General features: G+C 39.5%; 14 protein-coding genes. 13 read left to right on the forward strand and 1 reads right to left on the reverse strand.

From position 1 onward, the window contains the following. Positions 1-843: an ATPase gene (locus tag JIV24_RS05200; protein ID WP_200463961.1), complete on the reverse strand. Its 843-nt coding sequence runs from the start codon at positions 841-843 to the stop codon at positions 1-3. 331 nt (positions 844-1,174) lie between these two features. Here JIV24_RS05200 and JIV24_RS05205 point away from each other — a divergent pair, with 331 nt between their 5' ends. From JIV24_RS05205 to JIV24_RS05265, 13 genes are all read left to right on the forward strand, one after another. After that, the gene (locus tag JIV24_RS05205) at positions 1,175-4,087 is read left to right on the forward strand and encodes a golvesin C-terminal-like domain-containing protein (protein WP_200463962.1); all 2,913 of its coding nucleotides are present in this window, start codon (positions 1,175-1,177) and stop codon (positions 4,085-4,087) included. Between the two features lie 103 nt (positions 4,088-4,190). Then, the gene (locus tag JIV24_RS05210) at positions 4,191-5,645 is read left to right on the forward strand and encodes a glycosyltransferase family 2 protein (protein WP_200463963.1); all 1,455 of its coding nucleotides are present in this window, start codon (positions 4,191-4,193) and stop codon (positions 5,643-5,645) included. Positions 5,646-5,759: 114 nt separating this feature from the next. Next, entirely contained in the window at positions 5,760-6,707 is a 948-nt protein-coding gene (locus JIV24_RS05215) for a DUF4922 domain-containing protein (protein WP_200463964.1), read from the forward strand. Between the two features lie 200 nt (positions 6,708-6,907). Beyond that, complete coding sequence (locus tag JIV24_RS05220; RefSeq protein WP_200463965.1) at positions 6,908-7,822, forward strand: GNAT family N-acetyltransferase; 915 nt, start codon at positions 6,908-6,910, stop codon at positions 7,820-7,822. Between the two features lie 384 nt (positions 7,823-8,206). Next, positions 8,207-9,547, forward strand: coding sequence for a SpoIID/LytB domain-containing protein (locus JIV24_RS05225; protein ID WP_200463966.1), 1,341 nt, complete (start codon positions 8,207-8,209; stop codon positions 9,545-9,547). Between the two features lie 92 nt (positions 9,548-9,639). Further along, the gene (locus tag JIV24_RS05230) at positions 9,640-10,932 is read left to right on the forward strand and encodes an AmpG family muropeptide MFS transporter (protein WP_200463967.1); all 1,293 of its coding nucleotides are present in this window, start codon (positions 9,640-9,642) and stop codon (positions 10,930-10,932) included. A gap of 26 nt (positions 10,933-10,958) precedes the next feature. Further along, a complete protein-coding gene (locus JIV24_RS05235) occupies positions 10,959-12,077 on the forward strand; it encodes an acyltransferase family protein (RefSeq protein WP_200463968.1) in 1,119 nt (372 codons plus the stop codon). 140 nt (positions 12,078-12,217) lie between these two features. Beyond that, a complete protein-coding gene (locus tag JIV24_RS05240) occupies positions 12,218-13,216 on the forward strand; it encodes a metallophosphoesterase family protein (RefSeq protein ID WP_200463969.1) in 999 nt (332 codons plus the stop codon). An 81-nt stretch (positions 13,217-13,297) separates the two neighbouring features. Next, complete coding sequence (locus tag JIV24_RS05245; protein WP_200463970.1) at positions 13,298-13,963, forward strand: DUF3299 domain-containing protein; 666 nt, start codon at positions 13,298-13,300, stop codon at positions 13,961-13,963. Positions 13,964-14,000: 37 nt separating this feature from the next. After that, positions 14,001-14,732, forward strand: a complete 732-nt coding sequence (locus tag JIV24_RS05250; RefSeq protein WP_200463971.1) for an ABC transporter ATP-binding protein — start codon at positions 14,001-14,003, stop codon at positions 14,730-14,732. After that, positions 14,729-16,051, forward strand: a complete 1,323-nt coding sequence (locus JIV24_RS05255) for an ABC transporter permease (protein WP_200463972.1) — start codon at positions 14,729-14,731, stop codon at positions 16,049-16,051. The genes JIV24_RS05250 and JIV24_RS05255 overlap by 4 nt, the downstream gene beginning before the upstream one ends. 25 nt (positions 16,052-16,076) lie before the next feature. Then, positions 16,077-16,418, forward strand: a complete 342-nt coding sequence (locus tag JIV24_RS05260; protein WP_200463973.1) for a hypothetical protein — start codon at positions 16,077-16,079, stop codon at positions 16,416-16,418. Positions 16,419-16,616: 198 nt separating this feature from the next. After that, positions 16,617-16,886 carry a hypothetical protein gene (locus JIV24_RS05265; protein ID WP_200463974.1) on the forward strand — a complete coding sequence of 90 codons (270 nt, stop codon included), beginning with the start codon at positions 16,617-16,619 and terminating at the stop codon, positions 16,884-16,886. The last annotated feature ends 42 nt before the right edge of the window (positions 16,887-16,928 follow it).

Here is a 16,928-nt window from a genome sequence, read left to right on the forward strand (position 1 = left end):
TTAGTTTGTTCTATCAGTATGATACTGAATTAAGCCTGGCATTGGAGCCTGGCATATTTCGCCAATATTAAGGTTATATTTATATAAAGCTTTTTCCAGTTGTGCTCTAAAATAAAACGCAACACTACCGGTAAAGTGAACCTTAAGCTTGTCGATATCTGCATATTGAAGCAGGTTACGCTTTACAAACTCCTCAAAAGCATCAAGCACAATATCTTCCAATTCTTTTACATGGATATTCTCCGACAAAAATTTGGTGAATTGAGCCAGGTATCTGTTCGGAAACGTTTTCTTATAAATATTATCCAGTATCTCAGCTCGATTAGTATTGTAATTTTTAAAAAACAAATCAATCACATGTTCAGGCAACTGATTCTTCAACAAATCGCCCATCAGCTTTTTACCTAATACAGCACCACTACCCTCGTCGCCTATTACATACCCAAGTGGCGACACATTATGAATGACATCACGCCCATCATACAAACAAGAATTGGAACCCGTACCCAAAATACATGCTATTCCTTTTTGATGCTGACACAATGAGCGAGCCGCTCCTACCAAATCACTGTTAATAGTTATAGCCTCCACCTGGAAAAACTCGGACAATGCCTTTCTGACAATATTGTTTTTCTCGTCATTGGCACAACCAGCACCATAAAAATTAATTTCTTGAGGCTTCGTATTATTTAATGTATATTCCTCCTTTAAATTTTTTAGAATATCAGTAGAATTCTGATAAAAAGGATTAATACCTTTAGTAATACACTGTTCTATTATGATTCCTTCAGAAACCAGGCACCATTGTGTTTTTGTTGAGCCACTATCTGCAATAAGCACCATATTTTACTTGTATGATATGTGTTATAAATCAATTAAACCATCTGTAACCAATATTAAATCGATATATTTCAATACTTATAAAACAACCAAACATACTGACTACAGAGCAAATGTATAAATAATATAGCCATAAATCAAAACAAGATATAAGATGTATGACATATGTTTGAAACTTGTGAAAAACTTTTTATTTTTGGATCATCAATTTAAATACATTACAGTGATTATTATCAAGCATCTCAAAATTCGAATCCTTGCTTTGTTCCTCGCAAGCATCTGCAACTTGTCTTCACTTGTATGCCAAAACTCCTCGCTTCAAGCTGATTCCATCATGATTCAATTTGAATCCAACTGGAATAATCCAATAGAAGAATGGGGACATCTTGGTTTAATCCGTCTTGATTCCATTGCCATTGAAGATGATTCAAAAATGTTATCATACTACTTTAATAAAACCTTATCATATTTGCCATGGCGAACAGAGCTAGCTGATACTTTTGTTGCCAGCCTGAAAGAACTCCAAGGCAAAAAGCACTTGGGTTACCAAACATTGGTTTATACAAACAAGTACAATATTTACACACTTATTCCAGCAATACATCAAACTGACTCATTGGCAAGTGAAAGAATACGCATCGCCCCAGAAAAAATCATACCACATATTAAAAGGCTTCAACAAGTAAATTATACAAAAGGATTAAGTAATAATCATATTGCCTTGTGGCACAGCCATGGCTGGTATTACGAATCAAAATTAGACAGGTGGGAATGGCAACGCGCCCGGCTATTTGGTTCAGTAGAAGATATTTCCCCCATGCTATATGTGCTGCCATACATTGCCCCAATGCTCGAAAATGCTGGTGCCATTACATACATTCCCCGCGAAAGGTGTTTTAATTCAAATGAAATTATAATTGATGATAATTGGTCCAGTCCTAAATCAAAATTCGTTTTGCAAAAAAGGTTAGATATTGAATCACAAACAGGTTTTGCGCATCTGGATACACTATTTGCAGGATATAATCCTTTCAAAATTGGCACCTCACAATTGGTAAAAAATGCTAGAGGAAAAGTTGCAGTTTACACCCCCTACATTCCAGAAAATGGCGATTATGCCGTTTACATTTCCTATAATCAGAATGATAATAATAGTTCTGCTGTAGAATATAAAGTCAAGCATAGTGGAGGTGCAAGTACCTTCTCTGTTAATCAACAAATAGGCGGAAATACCTGGACTTACCTAGGTACCTTTGCGTTTAATAAGGGTACAAGTGCCACCATTGAAGTACTTGGTCAAGGACAAATATCTCTCGATGCCATTAAAATTGGCGGAGGAATAGGCAATGTAGCTCGCAGGCCTACCAATGAAGTTATGCCCAACGAATGGTCGCTCAACAATAACGGACAGAAAAAAGAACCTGCTAAAAAGGTTAATCCTGAGCAATTCACCTGGAAAACATCAGGACGACCTCGTTACATGGAAGCTTCGCGCTATTGGCTACAATATGTAGGAATGCCTGACACCTTAGTTTATAGCCTCAATGACGAGAAAAACGATTACAACGACGATTACCAAAGTCGCGGCGAATGGATCGATTACCTTATGGGCGCTCCCAATGGACCAACAAAGGATCGTAATGCCACTGGCCTTAAAATTCCTGTTGACCTGGCTTTTGCTTTTCACACCGACGCAGGAGTAACACCTAACGACTCGGCAATTGGAACTCTTGGTATATATAGTGCCGAGCGCGACAGTAGCTATTTTCCGAATGGACAATCGAAATTAGCAAGTCGCGATTTAACCGACATGATTCAAACTCAAATTGTGGAAGACATACGTGCACTATACAAAGATGACTGGACACGTCGAGGCATGTGGGATAAACAATACTCCGAAGCATGGCGCCCCAATGTTCCAACGATGTTACTCGAATTATTATCGCACCAAAATTTGGCAGATATGAGATTTGGCCTCGATCCTCGTTTTCGATTCGATGTCAGTCGTTCAATCTACAAAGGCATTCTGAAGTTTCAGGCATTTCAGGAAGGGCGTAATTATGTAGTGCAACCCTTACCGGTTAATCATTTGGCATTAAAAGAAATAAACAAAGGCTATCAACTAAGTTGGAAGCCAGTGAGAGACTCTATAGAATCCACCGCGGTTCCTAGCAAATATAAAGTATACACTCGTGTAGACAATAGTGGTTTCGACAATGGTGTGATTACAGAAGAGACAACATACAAGTTGCCCAAAATCAAGAAAGGCCAAATACTTAGTTTTAAAGTAACAGCCATTAATGAAGGTGGCGAAAGCTTTGCCAGCGAGATCTTGTCAATTGGCATCGCGGGAAAAAAATCAGAGAAGGCATTGGTCGTTAATGCATTTGACCGAATTAGTGCGCCAAGCTTTGTCGATGAAGGAAATTTTGCCGGTATAGCCTGGTGGGACGACCAGGGAGTACCATATAAGTACGAATATGGCTATACTGGTCATCAATATGATTTTAATCGTCAATCGCCATGGTTAGATGATGACAGTCCGGGCTGGGGTGCCAGTTATGCCAATGATGAAGGAAAAATTATCAAAGGCAATTCCTTTGATAATGTCATTATTCACGGGCAATCTATTTTAAAAGCCGGATATTCGTTTATATCAGTGAGCGATGAGGCTTTTGAATCATACGATTTTGATGCATCTGCTTATAAAGCAATAGATATTATATTAGGCGAAGAGAAAACAACAACATCATACAAAGGCGAAAAACCTATGTATAAAATCTACACACCTGCTTTCATGAATAAGTTGAAGCAATTAACAGCCAATCAACAAAATATATTTATGAGCGGAGCTTATGTTGGATCCGATATTAAAATGACAAGCGACACCATAGCCAAAGATTTTGCTGAAGATGTTTTGCGCTTTAAATGGCGCACCAACCATGCGGTAAAAAACGGAAGTGTTTACACTACTGATAACATAGCTCCAATATTAAAGGGATCACTGGAATTTAATACTGTACACAGCCAGGATTACTATACAGTTGAAGCGCCTGATGGCATTGAGCCAATTGGAATTAATGCAGCTACAGCATATCGATATAAAGAAAACAATGTGAGTGCCGGCATTTTATACAATGGCGAATACAAGACGATAATACTGGGCTTTCCATTTGAAACAATAAAAAGCGAAAAAGAACGAGATGGAATGATGAATCAAATTTTGAAATTTTTCTATAAAGATTAAAGCGTAAATATCCCAAAGATTTTCGCTAAATTCTTACCGAAAGAATCTCGATTATTCTTGTAATCAGCGGAAAACAAAAAGATAAAGACAAAATCAAAATACAATGGGCGATAAATTAACATGTATTCTACCTTACTCAAATAAGGAAGAAATGAAACCAACTATTCAGGCGTTTCAGAATGAGAAAGCCACAAACATTATTGTGGTTGCTAAAGAAGCAGTAGCTATTGAAGGGGCTAAAGTAATTATAGCTGAAGGGGGCTTGGATGCCACACAAACCTGGAAAACACTTTTAGGAGAGTTAGATGGTGAGTTTGTTGTAGTCTACACAAAAGCAATGGCATTAAACATTGGCATGAATGCTTTGGAACGTATGGCGCGTTGTTGTAACGATGTTAGTGCAGGTATGATATATGCCGATTATTACGAAAGGAAATCCAGTAAATTATCAGCTCATCCGGTCATTGAATACCAGACAGGCAGCTTGCGCGACGATTTTAATTTTGGCTCATTACTGATGTATAAAACTGAGGCATTAAAAGATGCAGTTGAAGCCATGGATGTTGATTATAAGTATGCAGCTTTGTACGATTTACGATTACGCGTATCGCAAAAACATGAATTACTGCATTTGCCTGAGCTTTTGTACACTGAAGTGGAAATAGATACCCGTCTTTCGGGTGAGAAAATGTTTGACTATGTGGACCCTCGCAACCGTGATCGCCAGGTTGAGATGGAAGTGGCTTGCACAGCTCATTTAAAAACGATTGGCGCTTATCTTAAGCCCGAATTTACTAAGATTGAGTTTGCCGAGTCTGATTTTCCGGTGGAAGCTTCAGTTATTATACCTGTTCGTAACCGCGAAAAAACGGTTGGTGATGCTATTGAATCGGTATTAAAACAAAAAACAGACTTTCCTTTTAATCTGATTATTGTAGATAACCACTCATCAGATAGGACGCCTGAAATCATTCGCTCGTATGATGATGAGCGATTGATTCATATTATTCCTGAGAGAGACGATTTAGGCATTGGCGGTTGTTGGAATACGGGTGTGACTGATGAGCGATGTGGTAAATTTGCGATTCAATTAGATAGTGATGATTTATACATCGATGAAACCGTTATTGAGCGAGTAGTAAAAGCCTTTCATGAGCAGAATTGCGCCATGGTTGTCGGTAGTTATCAAATGGTTAATTTTAAACTAGAGGAGATTCCTCCTGGATTGATTGATCATAAAGAATGGACGCCAGAGAATGGCCGGAACAATGCCTTACGTATTAACGGACTGGGTGCACCACGCGCTTTTTACACACCTGTGCTGCGCGATGTAAAAGTACCAAACACCAGCTACGGCGAAGACTATGCATTGGGCCTTAACATCAGTCGTAATTTCCAGATTGGGCGTATTTATGATCCTTTATACCTGTGTCGTCGATGGGACGACAACTCAGATGCTTCGCTCGATATTAACAAGATGAATGCCCATAATTTCTATAAGGATAAGATCCGTACCATGGAACTTAAGGCACGTCAGCAGTTAATCAGTAGAAAGTAGTCAGAATATAGAGTGCAGACAGCACCATGCACCGTACTATCATCGAACTTGAAAAATAATCAAGCTGCAATTAGCCAACAGCTCGCGGCCTTTTTTCAGAAGCTAGAATAAAAAATGAACATTTCTCACAAAACCAAAAAACTAATACAAAGTCAGGTTCAAAATTGGAGCATGGCGGCCGCCAATTATGCCGGTCTGAAAAAGGTTAAAAACAAAAGCATAATGCTCGATGGCGCTGCTGAAATAAAAGTGCAGTTTAACCCTGAGCGTATCCGTTCATCAGCTGCTAAGGTAGACGCAACATCTATCAAGGAGCGTCCATGTTTTTTGTGCGAAAAGAATCGCCCGACTGAACAGGAAGGAGTTGACTTAGATGATTACACTATCTTAATCAATCCCTTCCCGATTTTTACTGAGCATCTTACCATTCCGCATAAGCAGCATACGCTGCAGCTGATTGAGCCCTACTTTCCAGCTATGCTGAAAATGGCAAAGGAACTTAATCAGTTTACATTGTTCTACAACGGACCCAAGTGTGGAGCATCGGCACCTGATCATTTCCATTTTCAGGCTGGTATAAAAGGGCTTATGCCTGTCGAGGAAGATTTTAGAAAAGCATCTTTTACGCAGTTGATTGAAGTGCAGAATGATGTAAAAATCTACAACTGGAAAGGCTATCATCGAGGACTTATCACATTTGCAAGTGTTAATGCTGAGGAGATAACAAGCCTGTTTGAAAAATTGCATCAGGTATTGTGGACGAATCAGTCAGAAGAGCTTGAGCCAATGCTTAATGTTTTGGCTTATTATGAGAACGATGAATATGTAGTACATGTGTTTCCGCGTGTTCTGCATCGTCCGGACTGTTATTTTGCCGAAGGTGATAAGCAAATCCTGATTAGTCCGGCATCGGTAGATATGGGTGGCGTATTTATCACGCCTCGCCCAGATGATTTTGAGAAAATAAATGCTGCTGATATCGTCGATATTCTGAGGCAGGTTTGTTTGAGCGAAAAGGAGTGCTTAAAGATTTTAAAGAAGTTGTTTAATAAGAAGAATTAAATTGCCGCCATCGCCTAAAGGCACCTCCTCAAAGGTAAAGGTATTATGCCTTGTATTGAATTCTCCCCTTGGGGAGATACCCGAAGGGAGAGGGGGAATTTTATACTGAAAATTATAATTATAAGGAGATAAGCTCTTATTATATGCTAAAACAAGTGTCAGCAACATTCTATAATCTAAAAAGCAAAGCGGTCTAAATTATGAACTACCCAATTACCCTGTATTCCCCAAAAGACTTAAGCCGGTTATCTGCTTTCATAAATGCCAATTGGCAACACGATAGCATAAGCGAAACTGTTTTGCGGGAAAAGCTGGAAGGCGACCCTCATTGGATGCCCGAAGCCACCTTTATTTGTAAAGATGGTGACAAAATAATTGGCTTTATGCAAGGTGTGATACGCGATATTAGCGAAACGCGCTATGCCTATATTAAACTAATGGCTGTTGATGAAGCCTATCGTCGAAATGGCATTGCATCGGCCATGTATGAAAAGTTGGAAGCTATTTTTATAGAGCAGAAAGCAGATGTCGTTCGCATTTACGATGTGCCTTTGAACTATTTTATGCCGGGCATCGACCCACGTTATACAGCCGCTTTGTGTTGGGCTATGCGAAAGGGATTCAAGCGATTTGGCGATACATCTAACCTTCTGGTTGATTTAAACCAAAACTGGGATATGAGCAAAAAAGAACTGGCACTGCAAGCCAATAATATTGTGGTGCGACGTGCCAAACCTGATGAAGAACAAGCTGTTCTTGAATTTATAAAAGATGAATGGCTATTGTGGAACAATGAGGTAAAAATGGCTTTTCAAGATGAGCTGCCATCGATTCATATTGCTTTGTTAAATGGTCAGGTAAAAGCCTTCTCGGCACACAATGCCAATAACAAAGGAACCGGTTGGTTTGGGCCCATGGGCACTCATCCCGATTTGCGTGGCAAAGGTCTGGGAGCCATCTTGCTTAAACGATGCTTGCAAGATATGAAAGAAATGGGCCTATCGCATTCGATTATCCCCTGGGTTGGCCCCATTGATTTTTACTCGCAGATTGCCAATGCCCTTGTCGATAGAGTATTTTGGCGATATGAGAAGAAGCTGTGCAGTAAGCATTGAAAATTGCTTCAACGGAAGCAGTCATATCTATCCGAACAGATGCCAATGTCTTAAAACAAAAAGAGATTGTTTTAGTCAAAGAATTAATTGCTTCGATGATAAGCTTCATTGTTTGAGCAATATATGTCATTTTTTCAGTTCAAGAAACGAATGTCTAACTTCAGGCTGGCTTTGCTTTATCTGAAGATCGGATTGCTTAAGTGTAAGCGGTCATTGCTTTGGATTCAGCAGCGTATGTTTCATTGTTAGTATTGAATGATGCTCACTTAGCAGAATATGTATCAAACCAATGAAACGGTTTAACTTTATGGAAACCAGTTATACAAAGTCTAAAAAACGTAAATCATGCACGATGCCCCGCATCGAGCACTATTATAAAATACCATGAAAAACACACCCTTCATACAAGTTGGCATACAATTTAAAGAAACCATAGCATTTACCTTAAATGGCACTTATAAACACAGCTCTGGTGTAACATTAACAAGCGGAAAATACAAAGTATCCATAGCTGGTAATGTATTGGAACTTGTGCAGTGTAACAATGGAGAAGAAATACTGATTCGTAATGGTTTGCTGTTCGAGCCAAAAGCAGATGATGCCTTTTTTACCATTCATGATGTTACCATTGGCATTAATTTTCATTGGGAGCGCGATGAAGATCAATCCTTTAAAGGAGGGCTAAAACTAATTACTGAAAACGAAAAGATTACTGCCATTAATGTTCTCTCTGTTGAAGATTACCTGATGAGTGTTATTTCATCAGAAATGAGCGCCACCTCATCGCTAGAGTTATTAAAGGCGCATGCAGTTATATCGCGCAGCTGGTTGTTAGCACAAATTGAAAAAAACAATTCCTTACAACAAGCCACTGACACTTACCAATCGGTTTATCAATCAGACGAAAAATTCATTAAGTGGTACGATCGTGAAGACCATATCAATTTTGATGTATGTGCCGATGATCATTGCCAGCGTTATCAAGGCATTACAAAAGCCAACACATCCGAGGTTGTTGAAGCTGTGAAAAACACATGGGGCGAAGTATTAATGAATGGTGAGGCTATTTGTGATGCCCGCTTTTCTAAATGCTGCGGCGGCATGGTCGAGAAGTTTGAAAATGTCTGGGAACCTGTTAACCATCCTTATTTACAGGCATTTGTCGATAACGACAATAATCCTGATGGTTTTGAATTGGATCTGACGAACGAGAGCAATGCTGAAAAATGGATACTTGGTAGTCCGGATGCCTTTTGTAATACCAATAACAAGGAAGTGCTGATCCAGGTATTGAACGACTACGACCAGGAAACCAATGATTTCTATCGCTGGAGCGTCAGCTACACACAAAAAGACATAAGTGAATTACTAAAAAAACGTACGGGCTTCGACTTTGGAATCATACAAGATTTAATACCCGTTAAAAGAGGCGATTCGGGTCGCTTAATTGAGCTGAAGATTATTGGCGATAAAAAGAGCTTAACTATTGGTAAAGAATTAGAGATTAGAAAAGCGCTATCGGAATCGCACTTGTATAGCTCAGCCTTTATTATTGAAAAGGCGGAAGTAAATGGCGAAGTAAACTTTACACTTAAAGGTGCCGGATGGGGTCATGGCGTTGGTCTTTGCCAGATAGGCGCTGCCGTTATGGGTGCCAAAGGTTACAATTATAATGCTATCTTAATGCATTATTTTCGAGGGACCGAATTGAAAAAGAAGTATTAAAGCTAGTCATGAATAGTTAGCTATTACCTCCTAAACATTTAAAAAATGCATCGGATATTCTGACTTGCAAATATTGTCACTAAAGCACTAAAATGAAACAAAAATCTCCATGGGCGTGGGTGCCCTCATTATATTTTGCCGAAGGAATACCTTATGTGGTAGTTATGACTCTGGCTGTTATCATGTATAAGAAATTAGAAATATCCAATACTGATATTGCTTTATACACTTCGTGGCTATATCTACCTTGGGTAATTAAGCCCTTTTGGAGCCCGATTGTGGATACCTTAAAAAGCAAACGTTGGTGGATTGTAACAATGCAATTACTCATTGGTGCCGGACTGGCAGGTGTTGCTTTTACTATTCCAACAACCTTCTTCTTTCAGTCAACCCTGGCATTCTTCTGGTTACTGGCATTTAGTTCAGCCACGCACGACATTGCTGCCGATGGTTTCTACATGTTTGGTATGGATGAAAGCAAGCAGGCCTATTTCATTGGTATTAGAAGCACGTTTTATCGATTGGCCATGATTGCTGGCCAGGGATTACTAGTCTTTTTGGCTGGCCAACTTGAGGAAATGACTTTATTTGGTAATGAAGAGCCGAGCATTCCTTTAGCCTGGTCGCTAACCTTCTATATAATCACCGGCATGTTTCTACTGTTTGCATTATACCATAAGTTTGCATTACCACACCCTGTTGAAGATCAGACTAAAGAAGTGAAAAGCATCAGTGAGGTCATAAGTGAATTTGTCCATACCTTCACAACTTTTTTCTCAAAAAAGGACATCTGGGTAATTATGGGAATGCTACTATTCTATCGCCTGGGCGAATCACAGCTGGTAAAAATGGCATCACCATTCTTGTTGGATAAACCCGAAGTTGGCGGTTTGGGACTAACTACCAGTCAGGTTGGTATTGTCTATGGTACCATTGGTGTTATTTTCCTTACCATTGGCGGTATTCTGGGTGGCTTATTAGCTTCTCGCAACGGATTAAAATACTGGTTATGGCCAATGGTTATTGCCATTAATCTACCCAACCTGGTGTATGTTTACCTCTCCTACGCCTTACCCGAATCTTTTGTATTGGTCAGCATCTCGGTAGCTATTGAGCAATTTGGTTATGGTTTTGGTTTTACCGCTTACATGCTGTATCAGATATATGTATCAGAAGGTGAGCACAAAACAGCACACTTTGCTTTTTGCACCGGATTAATGGCCTTAGGTATGATGTTACCAGGTATGATTTCAGGTTGGATTCAGGAATTGATCGGTTACCAGCATTTCTTCGTGTGGGTCATCATTTGTACTATCCCTAGTTTTATAATGGTCAAACTCATCAAGGTCGACCCAACGTTCGGCATCAAAAAGGAAAAAAGTTAAAAGTATCAACAGCTAAACAAAAGTCAATGTCTAAATCTAAACGATACTTAGCACTCGATGTACTAAGAGGTATAACCATTGCAGGCATGATTCTGGTAAACACGCCCGGTAGCTGGTCTTATATTTATCCGCCATTAAGGCATGCAGCCTGGCACGGATGTACGCCTACCGATTTGGTATTTCCCTTCTTCTTGTTTGTGATGGGTGTTTCCATGTTCTTTTCTTTTTCTAAATATGGTGATGGTTTAAACAAAACATCCTTGCTGAAAATTGGGAAACGAGGATTCCTGATTTTTGCCATTGGCTTGTTTTTGAATTCATTTCCCCAATGGCAAACCAATTTCTCTGAGTTACGTATTATGGGTGTACTTCAGAGAATTGCAGTCGTTTATATATTTAGCTCATTAATCGTTTTATCATTCAACAAGAAGGGGATTATAATTTCATCGATACTATTGGTTCTATGCCATTGGTTGGCTTTACATTTACTGGGAGGCGAACAACCGTATTCGTTGGAGCACAATGCCACGATACCATTTGACAGAGCCATTCTGGGTGAGAATCATCTGTACAAAGGTTTCGGCATTCCATTTGACCCTGAAGGATTATTTAGTTCTGTTTCGGCAATAGCAACCGCTTTGTTAGGGTATTTGATTGGCTTGCTTATTAAAAATACTGAGAAAAATAAATTGCCTCTTAAATTGTTGTTCTTTGGAGGAGGCTTAGTGTTATTGGGCTTAATATGGAATATGGTTCTTCCAATAAACAAACCATTATGGACAGGATCATATGTTGTGTACACAGCCGGATTAGCCATACTGCTGCTTAGCCTACTGGTGTGGTTGGTCGACATTAAAGGCTATAAGAGTTGGACTTCATTTTTTGTGGTATTTGGAATGAACCCATTATTAATTTTCGCCTTCTCTATTTTGTGGGTTAAAATATTGGTGCGATTAATTAAAATCAGCAGTATTAACGGTGATGCTCCTGCTGTAATTAATGGCTATACTGCCTTATATCAAAAGGTGTTTGTGCTGGTCGCAGGTCATATGAATGGCTCCTTGTTATTTGCCCTTACTCACATCGTATTCTTTTGGTTGATTGGCTGGATACTGTATAAAAAAAAGGTATTTATAAAAGTATAATTGTCTGTATGTTTTATTAAAGAGACTCTACCATTGAACTGAATTAAAGGTGCATCTTAATAAGCATTTGGTATTGTGTACTAAACTTTCAACACTCCTAGTTGTTTAATAGCAACCACTTTATCCTAAAACAACAAGTAATGTTTCGTATCATTCATTCTTTGTTACTATTGCTACTTCTTGCTGCTTGCCAACAGCCTGCCAGTAACAATAACACCTTTCAACATGGCATTAGTGGAGATAATAAGCCTTGGAGTCATACACAATTTGATAATCAGAATGACAAATTCTCATTTGCTGTTTTTTCAGATTTAACCGGTGGCGAACGTGCTGGTGTATTTAAGGTGGCCATCGAACAGTTAAACCTCTTGCGACCTGAATTAATTATCAATGTAGGTGATCTGATCGAAGGGGCTGATTCAGACACAAGCGAATGGCACAGGCAATGGGACTCATTTGACAAACGTGCATCTAAAGCCAGAGCCCCCTTCTTCTATATGGGAGGCAACCATGATTTAACAGGTCAGTTATCAAGGTACATATGGAAAGAACGCCTCGGGCCGCGCTATTACCATTTCCGCTATAAAGATGTGTTGTTTCTGATATTGGACACAGAGGACCATTCGATTGACAGAATGGCTGAAATAGAACTAATGCGTTCGAAAGCTATTGAACAACTGAAAGAAGGAGGATGGGAAGCGTTTGGAAAATCAGACTATGCTAATATTCCTGAGCGAACATCTGGCACAATTAGTCGAGAACAGGCTGAGTATTTTTTAAATGTTATCGACACCCACCAGGATGTTCTGTGGACCTTTGTTCTCATTCATAAACCTGCCTGGGAAAAACCAGAAGAGATGCAATTCTCACGCATTGAAAAAGCGCTAAACAAGCGTCCCTACACAGTATTCAACGGGCACACACATGTATACAAATACATGCAGCGCCATGGCCGCGATTACATTAATTTGGCAACCACAGGCGGGCATCAGTTTCCCGAAACAGGTCCTTCATATGATCATATGATGTGGGTAACGGTTGATAAACAAGGCGTGAGTATGGCGAATCTTAAATTATCAGGAATTATGGATAAAACAGGGCAAATACCATTGAATGGTGATACACTTGCCTTCGAATAAAACCAAACATACTTTGCCGCACTAAAGAACATTACTAATTTTACCTATTAGCAATTACTTTATAATGCACAATATACCTGCATGTCAAAAACCATTAATATAAGCGGATTAATATTTCTTGGATTATTTGTCCATTTAATTGGCCTTGCTCAAAACCCTAAAGAACTTGCCTGGGCAGATTTGATACCAAAACCAATTGAGTACCCCAACCCTTTCAAAGAAATAGAACCGGCTCATTTAAAAACACTCAGTCAAATTGCTAAAGCAAAAACGCTGATACGTGATAATCCGGCTATTATTTCAAAATCGTTGATAGCTGAAGTTGACAGCATAGAGAAAAGTCTGGCTAAACAAGGTGTTGATGCCGAAGCTATCTTTCAGACAGTTGATAAAATTGCTGAACAGAAAAAACAAAGGGCATTATCTACGGTGAATGAACTGGATGGCATTAAGGTTAAAATGCCTGGTTTTTTATTACCGCTTGAAATGGTTGACAATAAAGCAACTGAGTTTTTATTGGTTCCATGGGTGGGAGCTTGCATTCACACACCGCCACCTCCCATCAATCAGATTGTTTTTATAAAATTCATGAAAGGGCACACTTCAGATATGAATTTTGAAGCTGTGTGGGTGGAAGGTGTCATGTCAGTTCAATCATCAGTCAAACAACTGTTTTTAGTAGATGGCACCGATGATATCAGCAGTGGCTATAGCCTGACAGCAGATAAAATCTACATCTATAACTAAAATAATTAATACAAACTTTACTAAACAACCTCACGATTTGAAAAAAGAAGCATGCATTCAGATAAGTGACCTTCAGTTTCAATGGCCCGATCAAAAAGAAACTCTACTCAATATTCCTGAGTTAATTATCAACCAACAAGAACACTTGTACATACAAGGAGACAGTGGCAGTGGTAAAAGCACTTTACTTAACTTGTTAGGCGGAATTATTGAGCCTCAACAAGGCGACATTACGATTCTCGGACAAAGCTTAAGGCAGCTCAGCTCGTCGCAGCGCGATCATTTTAGAGCAGCTCATATTGGTTATGTTTTTCAGCAATTCAATCTGGTACCCTACCTATCTATACTTGATAACGTAACCCTGCCTTGTGATTTTTCATCAGAGCGTTACAAACGAGCAGGTGCTTCAAGTAACAGTATTAAGAAAGAAGCCATGCGTTTATTGTCACACTTAGGACTGGAAGACGAAGCATTACTCCAAAAGCCGGTAACACAACTGAGTGTGGGACAACAGCAGCGTGTGGCTGCGGCCAGGGCTTTTATTGGCTCACCTGAAATTATTATTGCCGATGAACCGACCTCATCATTAGATGCTAATGCACAGGAATCATTTATTAAATTGCTTTTTGATGAAGTGAAATCAAAAAACACTACCATCGTGTTTGTGAGTCACGATGAGCGATTTATACCACTGTTTGAGCACTCCATCCAACTCACTTCTTTACAAGCAAACAAGGCTACTACTTTAATGGAAGGAGGTCAGCTATGAAACGAATCAACCACTTAGCTATCAAAAGCCTGAAATACCGAAAATTTACCATAACACTCAGCATTATATCCATTTCACTAAGTGTAATATTGTTGCTGGGGGTTGAGCGCATTCGTAATCAGGTACACGAAAGTTTCGCCAGCACTATTTCTGGTACAGATCTTATTGTTGGTGCCCGAACCGGAAGTGTATCTCTTTTGCTTTCTACGGTATTCCACATAGGCTATGCCAACCAGAATGTGAGTTACGAAAGTTATGAAGCCATTAGTAAGAATCCTAAAGTAGCCTGGAGCATCCCATTGTCATTGGGCGATTCTCACAAAAGTTTTCCGGTATTAGGTACCACTGATGAATATTTTGAACATTTTAAATATGGACGCAAGCAGAATTTGGAAGCTGCAGCAGGTCACCTGTGCGTGCATGGTATGGGCGCAGTTATTGGTGCTGATGTGGCCAAAAACCTTGGCTATTCAGTTGGCGATGAACTAATCGTCACACATGGCATGGGTGATGAAAGCTTTGTTAAGCATGATCATGATCCTTTTACCATTGAAGCTGTTTTAAAACCAACTGGCACACCTGTGGATCAAACTGTTCATGTTTCCATTAATTCAATGGGTGCCATTCATGCCGAATTTTATAACGAGGAAGACTCCCTTGCTTATGATCCTTTTGCTGAAGCATTGGCCGCGCATCAAAATGAGCATGACCATCACCACCACGCACATTGCAACCATGGTCATTCAGCTGAAGCAGGCGGCACTCCAAGTACACTCACCGGCTTTATGCTGGGCTTGCACAAGCGCAATGAGGTTTTGCTAATGCAACGCCATTTGAATACCTATGAAGATGAACCCTTAAGTGCAATTATGCCTGTCGTCACTTTACTTGAACTTTGGAATGTTGTCAAACCCATTCAAAAAACACTCATTATCATTTCCTTTTTAGTGCTCATTGTGGCCTTTGTGGGCATGTTAACCACTATTATGACAAGCCTGAACGAAAGACGACGAGAGATGGCGATATTACGCTCTGTGGGTGCTAAACCCCGCGATATATTTCAATTAATTATTATTGAATCGTTTAGTGTAACTACCATCGGTATTATTGTCGGTATTATTATACTTCACCTATTGTTGCTTGTTGCCAAACCAATAATCAGCTCACAACTTGGCATCCTTATCAACATCTTTGATTTTAACATGATGGAACTATCATTTGTATCCATCATATTACTCGGTGGTTTGCTCATTGGCTTTTGGCCTGCCTATTTATCTTATAAACATTCATTGGCCGATGGTTTAACCATAAAAGTTTAAACTATTATTTTCAACACTGTTCGCTATGAAAGCACGCCAACCATTACTTATCACTGTTCTTATGCTGTTTTCGCATATGCTTTTTTCACAAAACAGTGAAGCTGACTTTAAGAAAGTCGATGATGGTAAAGACTGGCAATTCGTCCTATCTCCATACGCGTGGCTGGCTGCCAATGCCACCGATGTTGGGGGCGAATCTTTACGCCAATCATTTAATGACTTATCATCATTAACCAACTTTGGTTTTCAGATGGTATCTTCAGCAAAGTATAAACGACTAATTTTATCGCTCGACTGGACGTATGCTCATTTAGCGACCGGCATGGGAGGAGACTTACTAACGGTGGATGCCAATGTACACCAGTAGATTGTTGATCCTAAGTTAGGTTACCTCATCTATAATACAGTTGATTATAATGATGAAGCAATTATTGCCGGCTGGAGTATTGAAGGCAACCTGGGCGCCAAATATTGGTATAACAATATTGATGTTGCCTATTCGCTCAATTCTGAAATTTTTCCTCTGGAAGGTTCTTTTGAAGAGAAACAAGATTGGTGGGATTTAATGATTGGGGCTAAAGCACGTATTATAATCAGTAAGTCAGTTCTTCTGTCAGTTGGTGGTGATATCGGTGGATTTGGCATAGGCAACTCATCTGATCTTTCGTATAATTTCACCTATGGTAATTCATTTAAGGTCTCTAAATTATTATTAATCACAGCTGGCTATCGTTCGTTAAAATACAATCGTACCGATGGAAGTGGCGAAGATGAATTACATACTAAAGTGAGCGCCTACGGTCCGTTTATAGGTGTTTCATTTGTTTTGTCATAGCAGTAAGCAATACTATCAAAAAAGGCAGATTAGAACATCATC

It is taken from the genome of Carboxylicivirga marina, assembly GCF_016612505.1.
Lineage (GTDB): Bacteria > Bacteroidota > Bacteroidia > Bacteroidales > Marinilabiliaceae > Carboxylicivirga > Carboxylicivirga marina.